Origin of the sequence: Streptomyces boncukensis (assembly GCF_011045075.1) — a bacterium.
Taxonomy (GTDB): domain Bacteria; phylum Actinomycetota; class Actinomycetes; order Streptomycetales; family Streptomycetaceae; genus Streptomyces; species Streptomyces boncukensis.
The window spans coordinates 35518-56097 of the sequence record NZ_JAAKZZ010000002.1; the positions used below are offsets into that span (position 1 = coordinate 35518).

General features: G+C 73.9%; 14 protein-coding genes and 1 pseudogene. 6 read left to right on the forward strand and 9 right to left on the reverse strand.

The features are described from left to right. Positions 1-22 precede the first annotated feature (22 nt). Genes G5C65_RS00530 through G5C65_RS00550 form a run of 5 tightly spaced genes read right to left on the reverse strand, consistent with a single transcriptional unit; the run spans position 23 to position 5014 of the window. Positions 23-1048 (reverse strand): NAD-dependent epimerase/dehydratase family protein, encoded by a 1026-nt coding sequence (locus G5C65_RS00530; protein WP_165296544.1) that lies wholly within the window; start codon positions 1046-1048, stop codon positions 23-25. Then, the gene (gene fabF / locus G5C65_RS00535) at positions 1032-2294 is read right to left on the reverse strand and encodes a beta-ketoacyl-ACP synthase II (protein WP_165296545.1); all 1263 of its coding nucleotides are present in this window, start codon (positions 2292-2294) and stop codon (positions 1032-1034) included. Before fabF ends, G5C65_RS00530 begins: the two co-directional genes overlap by 17 nt. After that, the gene (locus G5C65_RS00540; protein ID WP_206441081.1) at positions 2291-3454 is read right to left on the reverse strand and encodes a 3-oxoacyl-[acyl-carrier-protein] synthase III C-terminal domain-containing protein; all 1164 of its coding nucleotides are present in this window, start codon (positions 3452-3454) and stop codon (positions 2291-2293) included. The genes fabF and G5C65_RS00540 overlap by 4 nt, the downstream gene beginning before the upstream one ends. 49 nt (positions 3455-3503) lie before the next feature. Further along, complete coding sequence (locus tag G5C65_RS00545; RefSeq protein ID WP_165296546.1) at positions 3504-3761, reverse strand: phosphopantetheine-binding protein; 258 nt, start codon at positions 3759-3761, stop codon at positions 3504-3506. Continuing rightward, entirely contained in the window at positions 3758-5014 is a 1257-nt protein-coding gene (locus G5C65_RS00550) for a cytochrome P450 (RefSeq protein WP_206441082.1), read from the reverse strand. Before G5C65_RS00550 ends, G5C65_RS00545 begins: the two co-directional genes overlap by 4 nt. A gap of 309 nt (positions 5015-5323) precedes the next feature. Between G5C65_RS00550 and G5C65_RS00555 the strand changes: the two genes are divergently transcribed. Then, positions 5324-6502 (forward strand): cytochrome P450, encoded by a 1179-nt coding sequence (locus G5C65_RS00555; protein WP_165296548.1) that lies wholly within the window; start codon positions 5324-5326, stop codon positions 6500-6502. Between the two features lie 136 nt (positions 6503-6638). Here G5C65_RS00555 and G5C65_RS00560 read toward each other — a convergent pair whose 3' ends face one another. Next, on the reverse strand, positions 6639-7118 hold the full coding sequence (locus tag G5C65_RS00560; RefSeq protein ID WP_165296549.1) for a nuclear transport factor 2 family protein: 480 nt from the start codon (positions 7116-7118) through the stop codon (positions 6639-6641). Between the two features lie 129 nt (positions 7119-7247). Here G5C65_RS00560 and G5C65_RS00565 point away from each other — a divergent pair, with 129 nt between their 5' ends. The 5 genes from G5C65_RS00565 (at position 7248) to G5C65_RS00585 (ending at position 12907) form a co-directional block, all read left to right on the forward strand. Further along, a complete protein-coding gene (locus G5C65_RS00565; protein ID WP_165296550.1) occupies positions 7248-7718 on the forward strand; it encodes an acyl-CoA thioesterase in 471 nt (156 codons plus the stop codon). After that, positions 7715-8554: a shikimate dehydrogenase family protein gene (locus G5C65_RS00570; RefSeq protein ID WP_165296551.1), complete on the forward strand. Its 840-nt coding sequence runs from the start codon at positions 7715-7717 to the stop codon at positions 8552-8554. The genes G5C65_RS00565 and G5C65_RS00570 overlap by 4 nt, the downstream gene beginning before the upstream one ends. After that, a complete protein-coding gene (locus G5C65_RS00575; protein ID WP_165296552.1) occupies positions 8551-9468 on the forward strand; it encodes an NADP-dependent oxidoreductase in 918 nt (305 codons plus the stop codon). Before G5C65_RS00570 ends, G5C65_RS00575 begins: the two co-directional genes overlap by 4 nt. Positions 9469-9746: 278 nt before the next feature. After that, the gene (locus tag G5C65_RS00580; RefSeq protein ID WP_165296553.1) at positions 9747-11447 is read left to right on the forward strand and encodes an FHA domain-containing protein; all 1701 of its coding nucleotides are present in this window, start codon (positions 9747-9749) and stop codon (positions 11445-11447) included. A gap of 2 nt (positions 11448-11449) precedes the next feature. Beyond that, positions 11450-12907 carry an aminotransferase class V-fold PLP-dependent enzyme gene (locus G5C65_RS00585; protein WP_206441083.1) on the forward strand — a complete coding sequence of 486 codons (1458 nt, stop codon included), beginning with the start codon at positions 11450-11452 and terminating at the stop codon, positions 12905-12907. A 42-nt stretch (positions 12908-12949) separates the two neighbouring features. Here G5C65_RS00585 and G5C65_RS00590 read toward each other — a convergent pair whose 3' ends face one another. From G5C65_RS00590 to G5C65_RS40640, 3 genes and pseudogenes are all read right to left on the reverse strand, one after another. Then, the gene (locus G5C65_RS00590) at positions 12950-13828 is read right to left on the reverse strand and encodes an SAM-dependent methyltransferase (RefSeq protein WP_165296554.1); all 879 of its coding nucleotides are present in this window, start codon (positions 13826-13828) and stop codon (positions 12950-12952) included. Between the two features lie 48 nt (positions 13829-13876). Further along, positions 13877-15418, reverse strand: coding sequence for a bifunctional 3-(3-hydroxy-phenyl)propionate/3-hydroxycinnamic acid hydroxylase MhpA (mhpA, locus tag G5C65_RS00595; RefSeq protein ID WP_165296561.1), 1542 nt, complete (start codon positions 15416-15418; stop codon positions 13877-13879). Positions 15419-15498: 80 nt separating this feature from the next. Then, positions 15499-20562: pseudogene (locus tag G5C65_RS40640) on the reverse strand (SDR family NAD(P)-dependent oxidoreductase); the annotation flags it as partial. Positions 20563-20580: the final 18 nt, after the last annotated feature.

Consider the following 20580-nt stretch of genomic DNA (forward strand, 5'->3'; position numbering starts at 1 on the left):
TGGTCGGGGCGGTGGCACACGGTCACGGCCCGGCTGCCGGCAGCCCCTGCCGGCGGGCGCTCGCGACCGTCTCGGCCAGGACGGAACCGGCGCGGTGGCGCGGCTTCCAGCCCAGCTCGCGCAGGGCCTTGTCGCAGCTCACCGTCATCGGTGCGGACAGCAGATGGCTGTAGAACTGCAGCTCGGGGGGCGTCCACGGGGTGGCGGCCGCCAGGGCGCGGAGCCCGCGGGCGACGCCGAGCGGGATACGGGCGACGGGCCAGCCGAGAGCGCGGGCCACATCGCCGACGGCCAGCTCCTCCGGCGCCGCGAGGTTGTACGCGCCGGGGGCGCCCGCTCCCGCCACGGCCAGCGCCAGCGCCTCGGACACGTCCTCCGCGTGCACCAGCTGCATGGGCACCCCCGCGTCGAAGGCCACGGGCTTCATCCCGGTGCGCCGCAGCGCGCGCATCAGCCCCGCCGGGGCCTTCGCGCCCATCCGCGTCAGCGGGTTGTCCCGCACCAGCGCCAGCGACTCGGCACCGGCGATCACGCAGGGCCGGAAGACATAGGCGTCCACCGTGGTCCCCGCCGTGACGTCGGCGAGGATCCGCTCGGTGGCGACCTTCTCCTGGGTGTAGAAGTAGTTGCGGTTCGCGCGCAGCGGCAGCTCTTCGGTGAGCGGAAGCGGCCGGTCGTCGTAGAACCCGTACACCGCGGCGGACGACGCGTAGACCAGCCGCCTCACGCCCGCGGCGACGGCGGCCCGGAACACGTTGCGGCAGCCGGCGATGTTGATGGCCCGCGTCTGCGCGCGCGGCCCGAAGATGAGGAAGGCCAGGTGCAGCACGACGTCGGCGCCCCGCACGGCGCGGGCCACGGACGCGGCGTCCACCACGTCGGCCCGGACGAACTCCACCGAGGCCAGGCCCGCGGCGCGCGGGTCGAACGCGCTGCGGCCCACGGCCCGGATCCGGCCCACCTGCGGGTCGGCCTCCAGCCTGCGCAGCAGCGGCTTGCCGAGGTCGCCGGTGGCGCCGATCACGGTGACGTCAAGCCCTTGCGACATGGCCTGCCTCCTTATCGCGGCGGAGGACCAGGCACGCGTTGTGGCCCCCGAACGCCATGGACAGCGACAGCGCGGCATCGAGCTCCACCTTGCGGGCGCTGCCGGGGACGTAGTCGAGATCGCAGTCCGTATCCGGCGCCTCCAGGTTGATCGTCGGAGGCACGATGCCGTGGTGGAGCGCCAGCGAGGTGGCCGCCGCCTCCACGGCGCCGGACGCACCGAGCAGGTGGCCCGTCATGGACTTGGTGGAGCTGACCGCGATCCGCTCGGCGTGGCCGCCGAGGCTCCGGCGCAGCGCCGCCGTCTCCGCGACGTCGGAGAGCCGGGTGGAGGTGCCGTGCGCGTTCACGTAGCCGATCTCGCAGGCCGCGGTGGACGCGTCGTCCAGCGCGGCGCCGATCGCGCGCGCCGCACCGGCACCGCCGGGCAGCGGAGCCGTCTCGTGGTGCGCGTCCGTGGTCTGGCCGTAGCCCGCGACCTCCGCGTACACCCGGGCGCCGCGCGCCCGCGCCAGGTCCGCCGACTCCAGCAGCAACGCCCCGGCTCCCTCGGCGAGCACGAAGCCGTCGCGATCGGCGTCGAAGGGGCGGCAGGCGGCCTCGGGCGCGTCATTCCGCCGGGACAGCGCGCGCAACTGTGCGAATCCAGCCATGATCGGGGCCCGTACGGCAGCCTCGCTGCCGCCCACCAGACAGGCGTCCGCGTAGCCGTCCCGCACCAGCCGCGCGCCCCAGCCGACCGCGTCGGACGCCGAGGCGCAGGCGGTGACGGGGCACATGGACGGGCCGCGGAAGCCGTGCCGCACGGCGATGTTCGCGGCGGCCATGTTCGGGATCGCGCAGGGCACCAGCTTCGGGGAGACATAGCGCGGCCCCCGCAGCCACTCGGCGACCGAGCCCTCGCGCATGGTCTCGGCGCCGCCGATGGCGGTGCCGAAGACCACCCCGACCCGGTCCGGGTCGGGCGCGGCGAAGTCCGCGTCCGACACCGCCAGCGCCGCGGCCACCAGCGCGAGCTGGCAGAACCGGTCCAGCCGCTTGACGTCCTTGGTCTCCAGCCAGGCGCCCAGCTCCACATCGCGCACCTCGCCGGCGATGCGCACCGGATGGCCCGCCGGGTCGAAGCCGGTGATCCGGCCGATGCCGGACTGCCCGGCCACCAGCGCGTCCCAGAACCGCGGCCCGGAGCCCACCGGGGAGACCACCCCGATTCCGGTCACCGCCACCGGCCTCCTCCGGCCGGTCACGGTGCGGCACCGTCCTGCGGCGCGACGGCGGTGAGCAGCATGAAGGAGATCGACCACCGGGCCGCCTCGGGCACGAAGCAGAGCACCTGGTCCCCGGGCTCCAGCGGGTGCTCCCTGACCAGCTCCTCCAGGATCACATAGATGCTCGCGCAGCCGATGTTGCCCACGCTGTGCAGGTTGGTGAACCACTTCTCCGGCTCCGGGCAGGGCAGCCCGCGCCGCTCGATCTCCTTCCACACCGCAGGGCGCAGCACCTCGCTGGAGTAGTGCGCACCGAGGTAGCGCAGCCCTCCCGGGTCGAACCTGCCCGCCTTCAGCAGCCGTTCGTACTCCCCGACGCAGGTGCGCACCAGCCCCGGCAGCAGCCGCAGCTCCTGGCGGAGCAGCAGCGCGCCGTCGGCCGCGGCCTCGGCGACGGTCGGGTAGTCGCCCCAGTAGGGCGAGTCCGCCGAGTTGTCGGGCTTCCCCAGGTAGGAGCACAGCTCGGTGGTGTTCGCGTACGAGGTGAGCGAGATCCACTCCACCCGCAGGCTGATCCGGTCCTGCGCGGGGCGCGGCCGCAGCACCACGGCGCCCGCGCCGTCGGAGAGCATGTAGCGCATGAACGCCAGCTCGGTGCCGACCTTCTGGTCGACGCTGTCCACCGAGACGGAGGAGAAGCGGGACTTCTTCATGATCCGCGAGGTGAACTCCGAGGCGCAGGAGACCGCGCAGTCCGCCTCGCCGAGCCGGATCTGCGCGTACGCGTCCTTCAGCGCCATCATTCCCGAGGTGCAGGTGCCGTGCGTCGAGCGGATCTCGCACGGCGGGCTGCCCAGCTCGCCGTGCACCATGCTCGCGATCCCCGGCGCCACCAGATCGGGGAAGCTGGCGGCCGCGCCGAGGAAGTCGACCCGATCGAGCGCGGCATCCGCGCTGTCGAGTGCGTCGCGCACCGCGTGCGCGGACATCGTCGCGTTGGTGTGGAGCGTGCGCTGCTCGGTGTCGATCGCGTAGTGCCGGGTCTTGATCCCGCTGTTGCGCACCACCTTGTCGCGCAGCTGGTCCCAGCGGGGGCCGAGGGAGCCGATGTACTCCTCCATCCGGCTGCTGGGGACGGGGTCGCCGGGCAGGAACTTTCCGATTCCAGTGATGTACGCCGACACGTAGCCCTCCGCCACGAGTTGGGGGAATGTCGATGGTCAGTAGCCGGTCTGCGGAGGCGGCCGGTCAGGCTCCCGGCTTCGGGGCGATCTCGTCGAGCACGTCGCCCACGGTCTGTGCGGTCAGCACCGCGGCGTCGTCGAGTCCGACTCCCTCGGTGAACAGGAGGAAGCCGACCTCGGTCAGTGCGAGGGAGTCCAGATGGAGGTCGTCGTCCAGCCGTGCGTCCTCGGTGACCAGCTCGGGGGCGATGCCGCGCTGGTCGGCCAGCAGGGTGCGCATCCGCTCCAGCAGCTCCTGCCGCTCCGTGCCGCCGCCGCTCATGCGGCCGGCTCCGACCGGCTCGGCGCGCGCACGGCGACCGGCAGATGGATCACGCCGCGGATGTTCCTGGACGGGCGCCGGGTGACGGGGCCCGCGCTCGCGAGCGCGGGGAAGCGGCGGAACAGCTCGCGCAGCATCGTGGTGGCCTGCAGCCGCGCCAGCCCGGCCCCGAGGCAGAAGTGGGCGCCGGCGGAGAAGGCGAGGTGCTCGCGGCTGTTCGGTCTGCCGGGGTCGAACCGGTCCGGCTCGGCGAAGACCGAGGGATCGCGGTTGGCCGCGCCCAGCAGCAGCACGACCGTGCTGCCGGGCCGCAGCCGGTGCCCGCCCAGCTCCACCGGCTCCCGGGCCACCCGGGCCACGTACTGCACCGGTGAGTCCAGGCGCAGCACCTCCTCGACCACGTCCTCGGCGAGCTGCGGGTCGGCCGCCAGGCGGTGGCGCACCGTGTTGCCGCCGCCGCCGTTGCCGCCGTCGTCGCCGTCGCCGTTGCCGCCGTTGCCGTCCAGCAGCGTCACGATGGCGTTGGCCACCAGGTTCACCATGGTCTCGAAGCCCGCGACGAACAGCAGCTGGGCGGTGGCCAGCAGGTCCTTCCGCTCCAGCGGGCGGCCGTCCGCCTCGCACTCGACCAGCCGGCTCACCACGTCGTCACCGGGGTGCCGTCTGCGGTGGGCGATCAGCTCGTCGAAGAACGCCTCCAACTCGCCCAGCACCGCGCGGGTTTCGCGCACCTCGCCCATGGTGCGCACCCCGTTGAGGGTGCCCGCCAGCGTCATGCCCCACCACACGAAGCGGTCGTGGTCCACGGTCCGCACGCCGAGCAGCCCGGTGATGGTGCTGATCGCCACCCGCACCGCGAAGTCGGTGACCGCGTCGAACCGCGGCCGCCGCGCCAGCTCGTCCAGCTCCCGGGCCACGGTCCGCTCGACGAGCTCGGTACGCGCGCGCAGGGCGCGCGGGGTGAACCACGGCGCCACCAGCTTGCGCAGCCTGGTGTGCTCCGGCGGGTTGAGGCTGAGGAAGGAGTCGTCGACGGGCTGTACGTACCGGCGCCGGCCGCCCGCGTGCCGGTCGAAGTCGATGCGGGTCAGCTCGCTGATCGGAGCGACCCCGAACCGGGGGTCCCGCAGGGCCTCCTGGCAGAGCGGGTGGGAGCCGGTGAGGTGGACTCCGAGCTTGCTGCGGACCAGTTCGCCCCGGGCGCGGACCGCGGCGTAGACGGGGTAGGGGCTCTCGCCCGGCTGCAGCGACATCAGACGGGCCCCCGGGTCACCCGCTTTGGACAGCGACCATAACGCCGATCTGACGGTGAAGAGTTTTGCCCGCGTTCCGGAATCGTGCAGCAAGGTCATTGATCTTCCCCCTCCGGCAGTGATCTGTACTGAGGATCTTTGTGGAGCCGAAAACGGAACGGAGATCAAAAGACGCGCAGAAAGCCAACGATCTGTCAGCGTAACTATCCGGTTCAGCGGCTGTCAATCACGATCGAATTCCCCGGTGGAGTGGTCCGTTGACAGGTCGAAGTGGCCCGCTGACGATGTCGGCAGCGAAAGAGGTGTGACGTGGAGTATCCGTTTCCCACCGAGCCGGGGCTCGGGCTCGACCCGCGGTACGCGCGGCTGCGCCGGGAGTGCCCGGTGGCGCGGGTGCGGCTGCCCCACGGCGGCGACGCCTGGCTGGTGACCGGCCATCCGGAGAGCAAGGTCGTGCTGTCCGACCCGCGCTTCAGCAGGGCCGCGGCGGCGCACCCGGACAGCCCCCGGTTCACCCCGCGTCCGCTGCCCGCCGCGATGCTGCAGAACCTGGATCCGCCCGAGCACACCAGGCTCCGCGGCGTGGTGGCGCAGGCTTTCACCGCCCACCAGGTGGAGCGCCTGCGCGCGCGCACCGAGGCGCTGGCCGAGGAGCTGCTCGACCAGGTGGCCGAGCGGGGCCCCGGCGTCGACCTGGTCGAGGCCCTGGCCTTCCCGATGCCGATGCGGACGATCTGCAACCTGCTCGGCGTCCCGTACGACGAGCGCGAGCACTTCGAGCGGTACTCCGACGCGCTGCTCTCCACCACCGCCTTCACCGAGCGGGAGATGGAGCGGGCGACGGGCGAACTCCACCGCTATATCGCCGAACTGATCGCCCGTCGCCGCCGCGAGCCCGGTGCGGACCTGCTCAGCACCCTGGTGCGGCACGCCGACCCCGACAGCGGCCTCGGCGAGCCGGAGATGGTGATGCTGGGCGTCGTCGTGCTGGTCGGCGGCTACGAGACGACGGCCTGCCAGCTCTCCTGCATCCTGCACACCCTGCTGTCCGTACCGGAGCGGTACACGGCGCTGTGCGAGGACCCGGGGCTGATCCCCGGCGCTGTGGCGGAGCTGGTGCGCTATATCCCGCTGGGCGCCGCGGGCAGCTTCCCGCGCGTGGCCACCAGCGATGTGGAGCTCGGCGGCGCGGTGATCCGGGCGGGCGACGCGGTGGTGACGCACGCCGGCTCGGCCAATCGGGACGAGCGGGTGTTCCCGGCACCGGACGAGCTGGACTTCACCCGCGAGGACAACCCGCACCTCGGCTTCGGCCACGGGCCGCACCACTGCCTCGGCTCGCGGCTGGCCGCCATGGAGCTGCGGACCGCGCTGCGCGCGCTGGTGCGGAGGTTCCCCGGGCTCCGGCTCGCGGCTCCCCCGCAGGAGATCGCCTGGAAGGACGGCATCATCCTGCGCGGCCCCGTGAACCTGCCGGTCGCCTGGTGAGGGGCGGCGGCTCGGCGGGTGCCTGGGGGCGTCCGGCGGATCTTGCCGGGTCGGGGCTGCCCCTTGCTGCTCGCCGCAGGCTGCGGGTGCTCTGTGGCCGGTCGCGCAGTTCCCCGCGCCCCTGCCGGGGCGCGCCTCACTCCCTGCGCTTGGGCGCGTGCTCGGCCGCGGCCGCGAAGAGGCCGAGGTCGCCGTCCGTCCACACCAGCCGCGCGGTGACCGCGGAGATCAGCCAGCGCCCGGGGCCCCGCGCCATGCCCAGCTGGTAGGTCCCTCCGCAGGTCACCATGCGGCTGTCCGCGGGCCCCCGCAGCACATGCGTCGCCACGACGTTGGCCACCACGTCGGCCGTCGCGCCCCCGACATCCGCCACGACGTTGGTGATGACGTGCTGGGTGGCGCTGAAGCCGCTGAGCCGGGCACGCCAGCGGTCACCGATCGTGCCGCCGGGGACCTCCTGCGGCCGGCCGCCGAACAGTTCCGTGTAATCGAGCCGCACCTGTTCGGTGAATATGCCGGGAAGCCGGTCCCAATTCCGATCGTCGACCATGCGGCCGAAGCGGCTGACGACATCCTGGATGGCGAAATGCTCCTCGGGCGCGCCCGTCGATGTCATGCTCCCCGAGGATGGATTTCGCCACGATGGCCTGTCAACACCGCCCCGCGACCGAGCCGCCGATCGCTGGAGCGGCGAATTCCGGATGGGTTCTGTACGCCCGGAGCCGTTCTGCGTAAGGTGACGCCCATGTCGGCCGATTCCGAAACCGCGACAGGCCAGGCGCTGCTGTACCAGGTGCGCGTCCGTCCATCGGACACCGACCTCCAGGGGATCGTGCACGCCTCCCGGTACAGCGTCTTCTTCGAGGCAGCGATGATCGAGGCGTTCCGGACCGCCTCCGGCGACTACGACGTACTGGCCTCCAACAACGTGGACTTCGTCCTCGCCGAGATGACGATCCGCTACCTCGCCCCCGCCCGCTTCGACGAGCTGCTGGAGATCGCGGTGTGGCGGCGCGGCATGGGAACGACCTCGCTGACCATCGACTACCGGGGGCGCGTCGGGGACCGCGAGGTGGTCCACGCCTCGGCCCGCTATGTGGCCTTCGCCGTCGGCGAGCTGACCAAGACGGCCATCCCGGGTCCGGTCCGCGCGGCGCTGGACTCCATCCCCCTGCTGCCGGACGAGGCTCCCCGCCACCAGCCCGTACGCGCATGACCGGAGTCGCCGCGGTCCCTGCGATCTCGGGCTCCACGCGGCTGTACGCCGTGCTCGGCGACCCGGTGGCGCAGGTCAGGGCGCCCGGCCTGGTCAACCCGCTGTTCGCGCGGCTCGGCATGGACGCCGTTCTGGTCCCCGCGCGGGTGGGGCGGGACGAGCTGGCCGACGTGGTACGGGGGCTGGGACGGATCGCGAGTCTGCACGGCCTGCTGGTCACCGTCCCGCACAAGGCGGCCGTCTGCGCGCTCGCGGACACCCTGGGCCCCGCGGCCGCACTCGCCGGCTCGGCGAACGTCCTGCGCCGCGAACCCGACGGGCGGCTGACGGCCGAGAACTTCGACGGGCTCGGGTTCGTCCGCGGCCTGGAGGCGGCCGGGCACACCGTGGACGGCCGCCGGCTGACGCTGATCGGCGGCGGCGGTACGGGCAGCGCCATCGCGGCGGCGGCCCTGTCGGCGGGCGCCGCGCGGGTCTGTGTGCACGACGTCGACGCGGCGCGGCTCACCTCGCTGCTGTCCCGGCTCGACGAGCGGTGGCCGGGCAGGGCTCACGCGGCCGGCCCGGGGGATCTGCGGACCGCCGATCTCGCGGTCAACGCCACCCCGCTCGGGCTGCGCGCGGGCGACCCGCTGCCCTTCGACCCCTCGGCCGTGCGGCCGGATGCCGTCGTCGTGGACATCGTCATGGAGCCGCACGACACCGCGCTGCTGCGCCGGGCCGCCCGGGAGGGGCGCCGTGTGCACCACGGCATCCATATGCTGGAGCAGCAGGTGTCCTGCTATCGCGAGTTCTTCGACTGGCCGCAGCCGGACCCGAGGGGGGCGTCTCGATGAAAGCGGTGGCCTTCGACGCGTACGGCCCGCCCGAGGTGCTGAGGATCGTCGAGCGCGGGACGCCGCGGCCCGGTCCCGGACAGGTGCGGGTGCGGGTGCGGGCCTGCGGCGTCCAGCCGTTCGACGTCCGGGTCCGGCAGGGCACGATGGATGTCCCGGTCGTCTTCCCGCAGTCGCTGGGCAACGAGTTCGCCGGTGTGGTCGACGAGGTCGGCGAGCACACCTCCGGCTGGGCGCGGGGCGACGAGGTGTTCGGCTGGGCGTTCATGGCCTCGCTCGCCGCCTACGTCGCCGTCGACACCGGCTCCGTGCTGCGCAAGCCGCCGGACATGCCCTGGGACGTCGCCGGCTGCATGTCCTCCTCGGGCAACACCGCCTGCACCGCGCTGGACGACCTGGGCGTCCGCTCCGGCGAGACCCTGCTCGTGCACGCTGCCGCGGGCGGTACGGGCACGGTCGCGGTGCAGGTCGCCAGGGCGCGGGGCGCCCGGGTCATCGGCACCGCGAGCGAGGCCAACCACGCGTACCTGGCGGGCCTCGGCGCGACGCCGCTGGCCTACGGGCCGGGCCTCGTCGAGCGCGTACGCGCCGTCGCCCCGGGCGGCGGAGTGGACGCGGTGCTCGACGCCGTCGGCGGGCAGGCCCTGCGCGACTCCCTGCTGCTCGCGGCCGACCGGAGCCGGATCGCCACCCTGGTCGACCACGAAGCGGCGGCCGAGCTGGGGGTGATCGGCGTCCGCGGCCGACGCTCCCTCGATCACCTGCGCGAGCTCGCCGGCCTCTACGCGGAGGGGCGGCTGCGCATCACGGTCCGCGCGCGCTACCCGCTGGAGCAGATCGCCCAGGCGCACCGCGACGTCGAAACCGGCCATGGCAGAGGAAAGGTCGTCGTCGTTCTCGACCGACCCCCCTAACTTTCCTTATGCGCGTTGACCGTTTCACAGCCCCTCGGTGTTAATGGATACAACAGGTCCTTGTCCGGCGGCCCCGATGAGTCTTTGGCCGGGCGACTTCCACCCGAGGGGGATTGATGACTGATCCGATTGGGCCGGTGAACCGGAACGGGCAGACAGCGGAACCGGTCTGCCTTGATAACGCCCAATTCAACAGGGCTGAGTACTCGGAAGACCTGACCGGGGCCCGCGACCCCGACTTCCTGGCAATCGGCCTCGGCGGCACGAGCATGATGGCCATGTTATGGACGATAGCCAGCGGAAAGCGCGCTGTCGGTATCGATGTGCGCAACTGCCCCTCGCTGGGGGTGCACTGGAACATCCGGCAGGAGTTCTACCATCACCTCGGCACGATCGACCGGCTGATGCTGGAGAGGTACGGCGAGGACGGCGTCCCGCGCCGCGGCGACGGCCGTCTGATGCGCCTGGCCGAGTGCCTGTACCACCCGGACTGGCCGGCCGGCCCGGTGGCAGCGGACGACGTGCTCACCGGGTTTCTCGGCGCCGCCGGGATGGAGACGCGCGTGACCGGCACCGTGCTGCACACCGAGTTCATCGACGACCGGTGGAAGAGCGGCGGGCCGCACCGCGCCATCACCGTCTCGGATCCGCCGACCCCGGACACCGAGCCCGATTCCGCCAAGCTCGGCGGCGGCATGGCCGACATCCTGGACGGGCCCTCCACGCTCCAGGCGCGCGCCGCGGACGTCCTCATCCTGCTGCGCCGCTATCTGGAGGAGATCGAGGCGATGGACCTCGCCAGGGGCCTGGAGCAGCCACGGGCGCGGCTCTTCAGCCACCACCGCGTCCTCCCGGGCCCCGACGGGTTCACCACCCTGCCCGACGGCCGCCGGCACATCCGGATCGAGGCGATACGGGAGCTCGACTACGCGGGCAGGTTCCGCCGGGTCCGCGCCCCGGGCACGGACGTGATCGACCTCGGCGTCCCCGAGGTCTTCATGATCGCCGAAGGGTTCGACAGCGAGGACGCCAAGCGGCTCGGCTTCCAGCAGCACGACGTCCACGTCGACCACCAGGACGGCCGCGGCCCTGTCGTCGCACAGGCCGACTATCTCGCCGGTCTGATGGATGTGCTGGTGGACGGGAGGCTTCGGCGCCGTATCGCCTCCGCATTCGACGCGCAGGGCACGGAGTACTGGGTGCGCCAGATTGCCGTCGGCCACGAGGGTGATCCCGCTGTCGGCTGGGTTCTGGTGCAGGTCCCCGACTTCAAGTCATTCGACCCGGTCGCCGCAGGGCTCGTTCCCGAGGGAACGGACCAGGACTCGCCCGAATACTACGCCGGTTTCCAGCACCTCATGCGGGACTTCTTCCTGGAGCAGGCAGGGCACATCCTGGAGATCCCGAAAGAGGAATTGCTCGGGGTGCAGATGAACTACGGGCCGAAATTGTTCAGCGTGATCGAGCAGATCGGGGACGACGCGCTCATCGTCCCGAACGGCGTCGTCGCGGGCGACTCCTTCGGCAACGGCCATTTCATGACCAGCGGCGGCGCGATGACCGGCATGGTCGGCCACGGCCGCAGGGTCCGCGACTACTGGCGCTCCCGGGCGGCGGGCCGGGGCGTGCCCGAGGCGCTGCGCGAGCTGGCGGACGGCATCAAGGCGGACACCGAGGACTGGCTGCAGGTCAGCGCACGGGAGTTCAGCGAGGCGGCCCCCATCAACTTCGGCGCCGAGCGCATCCAGCGCATCGCGCGGGCGAGCGGCACGGACCCCTCGGCGCGCGCCGCCGCCGTCGACGCCGGCCGACGGCACCGGCACACGCTGGTGACCCTGGACTACTCGGACTGGCGCCGGCCCGTCATGTACCCCGGCCGGCGCTACGCCTACCCGCTCCCCCCGCTCGACCCCCGGCATCCGGACGAGAGGACGCACCCGGCGGACGACCGCGCGGCGGCCCTGCCCCGGGCGAGCTGACCGTGGACGGCGCAGCCGGCGCAGGCCCCGGGGCGGCGCGCATCCCCCTGGAGCCGGACCGCGAACAGACCGCGGCGATGATGGCGGACGTCACCGAGTTCGTCCTCGGCTTCCTCGACTCCCTGGGCCGCGACCGCCCTCCGGGCCCGCGGCCGGAGCCGGGCACGGCCCCGGCCGGCCGCCCCCCGGAGGGGCCCGGAGAGCTCCGGGAGCTGCTGCGGGTGGTCCGCGATGCCACCGGGCGGGCCCACGACACCACCGGGCCGGGCTGTTACGCCTACTTTCCCGGTGGCGGCCTGGTGAGTTCGGCCGTGGCCGAGCTGCTGGCCCGGGTGACCAACCGCTACTCGGGCTTCGCGTCCATGGCCGGTGAGCTGGTCGCGCTGGAGGAGAGCGTGCTGCGCTGGCTGTGCCGGGAGTTCCTCCTGCCGGACGGGGCGCGCGGCCTGGTCACCACCGGTGCGTCGGCCGGCACGCTGGCGGCGCTCGTCGCCGCCCGCACCACGGTGCTCGGCGGCCCCGGTGCCACCGGCACGCTGTACGTCACCCGGCATACGCACCACTGCGTGGCGAAGGCCGCGATGCTCGCCGGCTTCGCGCCGGAGCAGGTCCGCGAGGTGCCCGTCGACGCCGGGCTGCGGATGGACGCGCGGGCGGCGGAGGCCCTGATCGAGCAGGACTGGGCGGCGGGCCGCCGTCCGTTCCTGCTCGTCGGCACGGCGGGCGCGACCGACACCGGCACCATCGACCCGCTGCCGCAGCTCGCCGATATCGCCGGCCGGCACGGCATGTGGCTGCACGCGGACGCGGCCTACGGCGGCGGCTTCCAGCTCACCGGCCGCGGCCGCGCGCTGCTGGCCGGCGTCGAGCGGGCCGACTCGATCGTGCTGGACGCGCACAAGTCGCTGTTCCTGCCGTACACCACGGGGGTCCTGCTCGTACGCGACGGACGCGCCCTGCGCCTCTCGCATGCCACGGCAGGCGGCGCCTACCTGCGCGACCTGGACCGCGAAGCCGACGAGCTGCCGGACTACGCCGACCTGGGCGCCGAGCTCAGCCGGGAGTGGCGCGGCCTCCGGCTGTGGTTCCCCCTGCAGCTGCACGGGGTCGCCGCGTTCCGCGCCGCGCTCGACGAGAAGCTGGACCTCGCCGCGGTGGTGGACCGCGAGCTGCGGAGGATCCCGGGCCTGCGCGTGCTGCCGCCGGACCTCACCGTCCACGTGTTCCGCGTGGCCGGCGGGGACGGCGGGGACGGCGGCCCGGTCGGCGAGGACGAGACGAATCTCCGGGTGCTCAGGGCCATCAACGCCTCCGGCCGCGCCACGCTGACGAGCACCCGGGTCAACGGCCGGATCTGGCTGCGGATGTGCGTGCTCAACCACCGCACCCACCGCGAGCATGTCGACGACGCCGTCAGGATCATCCGTGACGCGGTGCGGCAGGTGGCCGGCGTCCGCTGACCGCGCGGGCGGCGGGTGCGCGCGCACGCACCCGCCGCCCGCTCAGCCGCCGTCGCCCGCTCGGCCGCCGTCGCCCGCGGGCCCGCTGTCGTGCGGCTTGCCGGCGACGATGACCACATAGCCGAGGTGCTCAGCGGCGGGGGCGAAGAAGGGCCGCACCCCGTCCTCGAACTCGGCGACGGCCGCCGCGCCGAACGTGGCGGTCAGGTCGCCGCGCAGCGCGTCCACGTGGTCGAGGTACTTCCACTTGCGCCGGCCGAAGACCCGCGGCCCGCACTGGGTGTACTCCTCGATGTCGAACCCCGCCCGGGTGAGCGCGTCCAGCCAGCCGTCGAGCGTGTGCAGCGTGTTGATGCCGATGCTCGCGGCGAACCGGGCCGCGTCCGCGTCGGTCATGGCCCGTTCCCTGCTGAACTCCGTGATCGCGATCCGGCCGCCCGGACGCAGCACCCGGGCGAGCTCGGCCGTGGCGGCGGGCAGGTCCGGTGCGCACTGCAGGGACTCCAGCGCCACCACCGCGTCGAACGACGCGTCCGCGTAGTCCAGCTCGGTGTAGTCGCCGTACTCGAAGCGCACGCGTCCTGCGGCCTCGCTCTGCGCGCCCCGGGCCCGCGCCTGGGCCACCTGGACCCGGCTGACGGTGACGCCGGTGACGTCGGCGCCCGTGTCGGACGCCAACTGGACCGCGGGGCCGCCGCATCCGCAACCGGCGTCGAGCACGCGCTCGCCCGGTTCCAGTGCGAGGGCGCCGGCCACCTTGCGGGTGATGCGCCGCATCGCCTCCGCCAGTGCGGCGCCGTCCTCGTCGCTGTGCCAGTACCAGAGGTGGAACTGGCCGTCCCCCACGGCGCTCACCACCGGCGACGTCTCGTCGTAGGCTTTGCCGATCTCCGCGGTCTCCACCATGGTCTTCCCTCGCATCGTGTCGTTTCCCCTGTCCCGCGGCGCCCGGTGACGAGCGGCCGCGGCTCACACCGGCGCGGCGACCGCACAGCGCTCGCGCAGCCGCGCGACGAGCGCCGGCAGCCGGTCGTTGTCCCGCACCGCGCCGAAGACGTAGAAGTCCGGGCGCACCAGCACGGCCCCGGCCCCGTGGCCCCTGAGGAACGGCCGGTACACGTCGTCGACGTCGGCCACCGCGCCCGCGGGCGCGTGCCCGCTCGCGCCGGGCGGCCGGACGTGCACGACATGGGCGCCGATCTCGTCGAGGTAGCCGCGGCAGGTCTCGTCCAGCCACGGCCGGGGGTCGTCGAGGCACAGCAGCACCCAGCCCGGTCCGACGGCGTCGTCCAGCAGCGCGGGCGCACCGCCCCGGGACACGCGCCCCAGCGGGGTCAGCTCGCCGACCGGTGGCGCGCAGGTGCCGTCGGCGTCCCGGTCCAGGAAGCCGTCGACGAGCGGGTGGACGCCGGGCCGCTGGGCGGAGCGGGCCATGTCCCGCTCGCGTGCGGCCCGGAGCACGGCGTGCAGATCGGCGGCGTCCTCCTCGTCGGTCTGGCAGATGACCTGGCCCAGGTGCAGCGACAGCTGGATCGCGTGGCGCACATGGGCCGAGCGCTCCTCGGTGTAGGTGTCGATCAGTTCCTCACCGGCCTTCCCCGCGAGGACGAGGTCGAGCTTCCACGCGAGGTTGAGCGCGTCGCGGATCCCCGAGCTCATCCCCTGCCCCGCGAACGGCGGCATCAGATGCGCGGCGTCGCCCGCGAGCAGCAGCCGGCCGGCCCGCCACCGCTCGGCGTAGCGGGCCTCGAACGTGTAGCACGCGAACCGGTCCAGCCGTGCGTTGTCCGGTGTCACACCGGCGTACCGCCGCAGCAGCCGCCACGCGGACTCGGCGGTGCCCAGCTCCTCCAGGGTCTCGCCGGGCACCCGCATGAACTCCCAGCGCCGGTGGCCGGGCCCGGCGGACACCGCGGTGCGCGGGCGCGCCGGGTCGCAGATCTGAAGGTTGTTCGGCCGGAACCCGCGCTGCTCCCGCAGGGTCACATCGCAGATCAGCCAGTCGTGCGAGAAGGTGAAGTCGCGCATCCTGGGGTCGATGCGGCCGCGGACGAAGCTGTTCGCGCCGTCGCACCCCACGACCCACTTCGCGTCGAGCACCAGCGCTTCCCCGTCCGCGCCGTGCGCCACGGCCCGCACGGCGTCCTCGCCCTCGGACAGGTCGTCGACGCGGTATCCGCGGAACACCCGCAGGTTCTCCAGCCGCTCGCCGCGGGCGATCAGCGCTTCCTCCAGCTCCGGCTGGTACATCGACGTCGAGTCCGGCCAGTGGCACCAGCCGCGCTCGGAGATCTTGCTGTACAGCAGGGTCTCCCCCGCTGCGTCCTGCCATATGTACTCGTCGGCGCACTCCCCGAACCCGGCGAGTAACCCGCCGAGCCCGGCGGCGGCCAGGATGCGGCCGGCCTCGCTGTCGTACGCGACCGCGCGCGGCCGCCCGAACGGCCGGGGCCAGCGTTCCACGACATCCACGCGCCGGCCCCGCTGGGCCAGCAGGACCGACAGCACCATGCCGACGGGTCCGTAGCCGACGATCAGTACATCCGCACCGTCGTGTCCGGTGCTCACGTCGTTCTCCTGGGGTGACCGCACTACGCGCCTCCAGCCGTGCGGGCGCCGCCGTCCTTGCCGAGCCACTCCTGCAGCGACTCGGCCAGCGACGCGGGGGTCGGGTTGTTGAATACGATGGTGACCGGCAGCCGCCGTCCGACGATCTCGTTGAGGCGGTTGCGGAACTGGACCGACTGCAGCGAGCTCAGACCGGTCAGCTCGAAGAAGTTGCCGTCGTCCGGGACGCCGGGGGCGAGCCCGTCCTCGACGAAGTCCGCCAGCAGCTCCCGGACGAGGTCCGCCAGCAGCTCCCGGCGTGCCCCGTCGCCGAGCCCGGCCAGGCGGCGACGGAGCGCCTCCGGGCCGGCCGGGTCGGCGTCGAGCCCGGCGGGCGCCGCTTCCGCGGCCCCGTCCCCGGCGGCGGCCGGGCCCTCCGGGGCCAGCCAGTAGCGCTGCCGCTGGAAGGCGTAGGCGGGCAGCTCGGTCCGCCGCGCGCCGAGCGAGGCGAACCAGGCGGGGAGCCCGGGGTCGTCGGCCTGGTCGAGCGCGAGCGCGGGATGCCGCTCGCCGGCCGCGAGCGCACGGAGCGCCTCCAGCGCGTCCAGCGCCTCCGCGCCGCCCCCGGTCCTGGCCGTCACCACCGCGCGATGCTCCAGACCGGCCTTCAGCGCCAGCGAGAAGCCCACGTCGAGAGGGTCGGAACCGGGGTGCCGGGTGAGGTGGGCCGCGAGCCGGCCGGCCTGTGCGCGCAGCGCCTCAGGGGTCCGGCCCGACAGCGTCCAGGGCACCGCGGACGGCACGGCGGGGCGCTCCTCCGGTGCGCCGGTCCCCTCCCCCTCGGCCGGCCCCTCGTCGGGGGCCTGTTCGAGGATCACATGGGCGTTGGTCCCGCTCACTCCGAACGACGACACCCCGGCCCGGCGGGGCCGGTTCACCTCGGGCCACGGCGTGGCCTCGGTGACCAGCTCGACGGCTCCGGACTCCCACGCGCCGCCCGAGGTGGGCTCGTCCACATGCAGCGTGGGCGGCAGCACCCCCTGCCGGATGGCCTGCACCATCTTGATGACGCCCGCGACGCCGCCGGCCGCCTGGCTGTGCCCGATGTTCGACTTCACGGAGCCGAGCCGCAGCGGCCGCTGCGGATCGCGGTCCTGGCCGTAGGCGGCGAGCAGCGCGTTGACCTCGATGGGGTCGCCGAGGGGGGTGCCGGTGCCGTGCCCTTCCACGGCGTCCACGTCGCCGGGTGCCGTGCGCGCGTTCGCGAGGGCCTGGCGGATCACCCGTTCCTGCGCCCTGCCGCTCGGCGCGGTCAGGCCGTTCGACGCGCCGTCCTGGTTCACCGCGGAGCCGCGGAGCACGGCCAGCACGCGGTGCCCTTCGCGCCGCGCGTCGGAGAGCCGCTCCAGCATCACCAGCGCCACGCCCTCGGACATGCTCATGCCGTCGGCGCCCTCGGCGAAGGACTTGCACCGCCCGTCCGGGGCCAGCGCGCCCTGCCGCACATAGGTCGCGAACGTCTCCGGTGACGCCATGACGGCGACGCCGCCGGCGAGCGCGAGGTCGGAGTCTCCGCTGCGCACCGACTGCGCCGCGAGGTGCAGCGCCACCAGCGAGGAGGAGCAGGCGGTGTCCACGGTGACCGCCGGGCCCTCAAGGCCGAAGGTGTACGCGATCCGCCCGGTCGCCACGCTGCTGACCGTGCCGACGCCGAGGTGCCCTTCGAGCTCGGCGCGGTCCGCGTAGCCGTTGTGCACCAGGCCCGCGAACACGCCGATCCGCCGCCCGCGTACGGCTGTCGGGTCCATCCCGGCGCTCTCGATGGTCTCCCAGGCGACTTCGAGGAGCTGCCGCTGCTGCGGGTCCATGGTCTCGGCTTCCCGCGGGGAGAGCTGGAACAGCTCCGCGTCGAAGGCGGTGGCGCCGTCGAGGAAGCCGCCGGCCTGCTCGATGCCGCTGTCCGCTCCGAGCACCGGGTCCGGCAGCCAGCCGCGGTCGGCCGGGAACGCGGAGATCCCGCTGCCGCCCGCTTCGACGAGGCGCCACAGGTCCTCCGGCGACTCCACCCCGCCGGGCAGCCGGCAGCCCATGGCCACGATGGCGATCGGGTCGTCCGCCGCGCCCGCCTCGCCGGGCCGGCCCTCCGGTACCGCCGCAGGCTCCCGGACGGCAGGCTCCTGACCGGCAGGCTCCTGACCGGCGGACTCCTGGCCGGTGCCGCCCTCGTCCCCGAGGAGCCCGGTCAGATGCACGGCGAGGTCCTGCGGCGTGGGGTGATCGAAGACGAGGGTCGCAGGCAGCCGGGTCCCAGTGGCCTTGTTGAGCCGGTTGCGCAGCTCCACGGCGAGCAGCGAGTCGATCCCGAGGTCCTGGAACGCGGTGCCTGCCGGAACGTCGTCACCGGTCCGATGCCCCACGACGGTCGCCGTGGCGGTGCGGACGAGGTCGAGCAGCCGCGCCTCGCGCCGCTCCGGCGGGAGCGCCGCGAACCCGTCGTCCCGCGCGGCCGCGCCGTCGTCGCGGCGCAGGTCCCTGCGCCGGGTGCGGGCCGGGACGAGCGCGCGGAGCAGCGGCGGGACCTCCTCGCCGGTCCGCAGGGCCTCCTGGTCCAGCCGGACCGGTACGAGCGCCGGCCGGTCGACGGCGAGGGCGGCGTCGAAGGCGGCGAGCCCCTGCTCCGCCGGGAACCCCCGCGTGCCCTGCCGGGCCATCCTGGCCCGGTCCGCGGCGCCGAGGCGGCTGCCCATGCCGGCCCCGCCTTCCCACAGGCCCCAGGCCAGCGACTGCGCGGGCAGGCCCCGGGCGGCGCGATGGCGGGCGAGCGCGTCCAGGAACGCGTTCGCCGTGGTGTAGTTGCCCTGCCCGGCGTTGCCGAACGTGGCCGCGGCCGCCGAGTAGAGGACGAACGCCTTGAGCGGGAGGTGCTCGGTGAGTTCGTGCAGGTGCCAGGCGGCGTCCACCTTCGTCCGCAGCACCGTGTGCCACTTGTGCTCGTCGAGGCCGGTCAGCACGCCGTCGTCGACGACGCCCGCGGTGTGGACCACGGCGGTCAGCCGGTCGGCGGCCGCGCCGACGATCCCGGCCAGTGCCTCGCGGTCGCGGACGTCCGCGGCGAAGGAGCGCACGGTCGTCCCGGCCGCGGCGAGCCGGTCGACCCAATCCTGCTCGGCGCCGCCGCGGGAGACCAGAATCAGTTCGGCGACGCCGTGGGCATGGACGAGGTGCTCGGTGACCCGCCTGCCGAGTCCGCCGGTCGCGCCGGTGACGAGCACGGTCTCCCCCTCCAGCGAGCCCGGCTCGTCCGGCGCGGGCACCCGGCTCAGCCGCGGGACGAAGGCGCTGCCTTCGCGGACCGACACCTCGGGCTCGTCCACCGCCAGCCCGGCCTCGATCGCGTCCCGCTCCGGCCGGTCGAGGGCCAGCAGCCCGAACCGCCCCGGGTGCTCGGCAGCGGCCGTCCGCAGCAGACCCCGCAGCGGCTCGGTGACCAGCCGTCCTGGCCGTGTCGCCAGCACGAGCCGCGACTCGGCGGCCCGGGGGTCGGCCAGCCACTCCTGAAGGTCCCGCAGAACGCGGAGGCCGGCCGTACGGACGCGCTCCGGCAGGGGCCCCTGGGCACTGCCGGTGTCGGGTGTGCGGACGACGACCGGGGGGAGCTGTGCGGCCTCGCGGACGTCCTCGAAGAACGCCCACTCCGGGACGGCCGCCGACGGTTCCGCGCGCTGCCAGGAGACGTCGAACAGCAGGTCGGCGGCGGAGAGAGGCCGCCGCAGCGCCTCGGCCCCGACGGGCCGCACGGTGAGGCGGTCGACGCTGACCACCGGGAGGCCGGCCTCGTCCACCGCGGTCAGTGAAACGGCGTCCGCACCGGCGGAGGCCAGCCGCACCCGCACCGACCGCGCACCGGTCGCGTACAACCGGCAGCCCGACCAGGAGAACGCCAGCCGCGACTGGCCGGGCTCCCCCAGCAGCCCCGACACGTCCAGCGGATGCAGCAGGGCGTCCAGCAGCACCGGGTGCGCGCCGTATCCGTCGTCGTCGCCGGTCTCGCCCAGCCGCACCTCGGCGTAGGTGGCCTCCGCGTCCCGCAGGACCGACTCCACCGCGCGGAACGCCGGTCCGTAGTCCGCGGCCAGCCCGTCGTAGAAGCCGTCCAGGTCCACCGCCCGCGCGCCGGGCGGCGGCCACGCGCCGACCTCCGCCGCGGCCGGGGAGTCCGGCGCCGTGAGGGTGGCGTTCGCGGTCTCGGTCCACGCGTCCTCGTCCTGGGGGCCGCCGCGGGTGTGGATGGTGACGTGCCGCTCGCCCCTCTCGTCGCCGCCGGGCGCTTCCACGACGACCTGGACGTCCGTGCCGCCGCTCTCGGGGAGCGTCGTGGGCGCGAGGACGGTGAGTTCCTCGACCGTGGGGCTGCCGACCCGGTCCCCGATGTGGAACAGCAGATCCAGCCACGCGGTGCCCGGCACGATCAGTACGCCGCCGACCCGGTGCTCGGCCAGCCACGGCTGCCTCCGCACATCGAGACGGCCCGTGAACACCCTGGTGCCGCCGTTCGCCATCGTCAGTTCGGCGTCGAGCAGCGGATGTCCCGGAGCGGCGAGGCCCGCGCCGGTCACCGTGTTCCCGACGGGCGGGGCGCTCAGCCAGTACCGCTGGTGCTGGAAGGCGTAGGTGGGCAGGTCCGCGGGCTCCTCCGGTGGGGTGACGCCGTCGAAGACGGGCGCCCAGTCCACATCGACGCCGCGCACCCAGAGTTCGGCCAGCGACCGGTGGAAGCGCGCCGGGCCACCCTCGTCCCGGCGCAGTGTGCTGACGACCGCGGCACCGTCCGCGCCGTGGTCGTCGACCAGGTCCTGCACGGCCCCGGTCAGCACCGGGTGGGCGCTGACCTCCACAACGGTCCGGTGGCCCAGGTCGAGCAGGGCGCGTACGGCGTCGGCGAAGCCGACCTGCTGCCGCAGGTTCCGGTACCAGTACGCGCCGTCGAGTTCGGCGCCCTCGACCCACCGGCCGAGGACGGAGGAGAACATCGGGACCCGGGCCGACCGCGGGGTGATCCCGCGCAGCGCCTCCAGCAGTTCGGTCTCGATGCGCTCGACGTGGGAGGTGTGGGAGGCTGTCTCTTA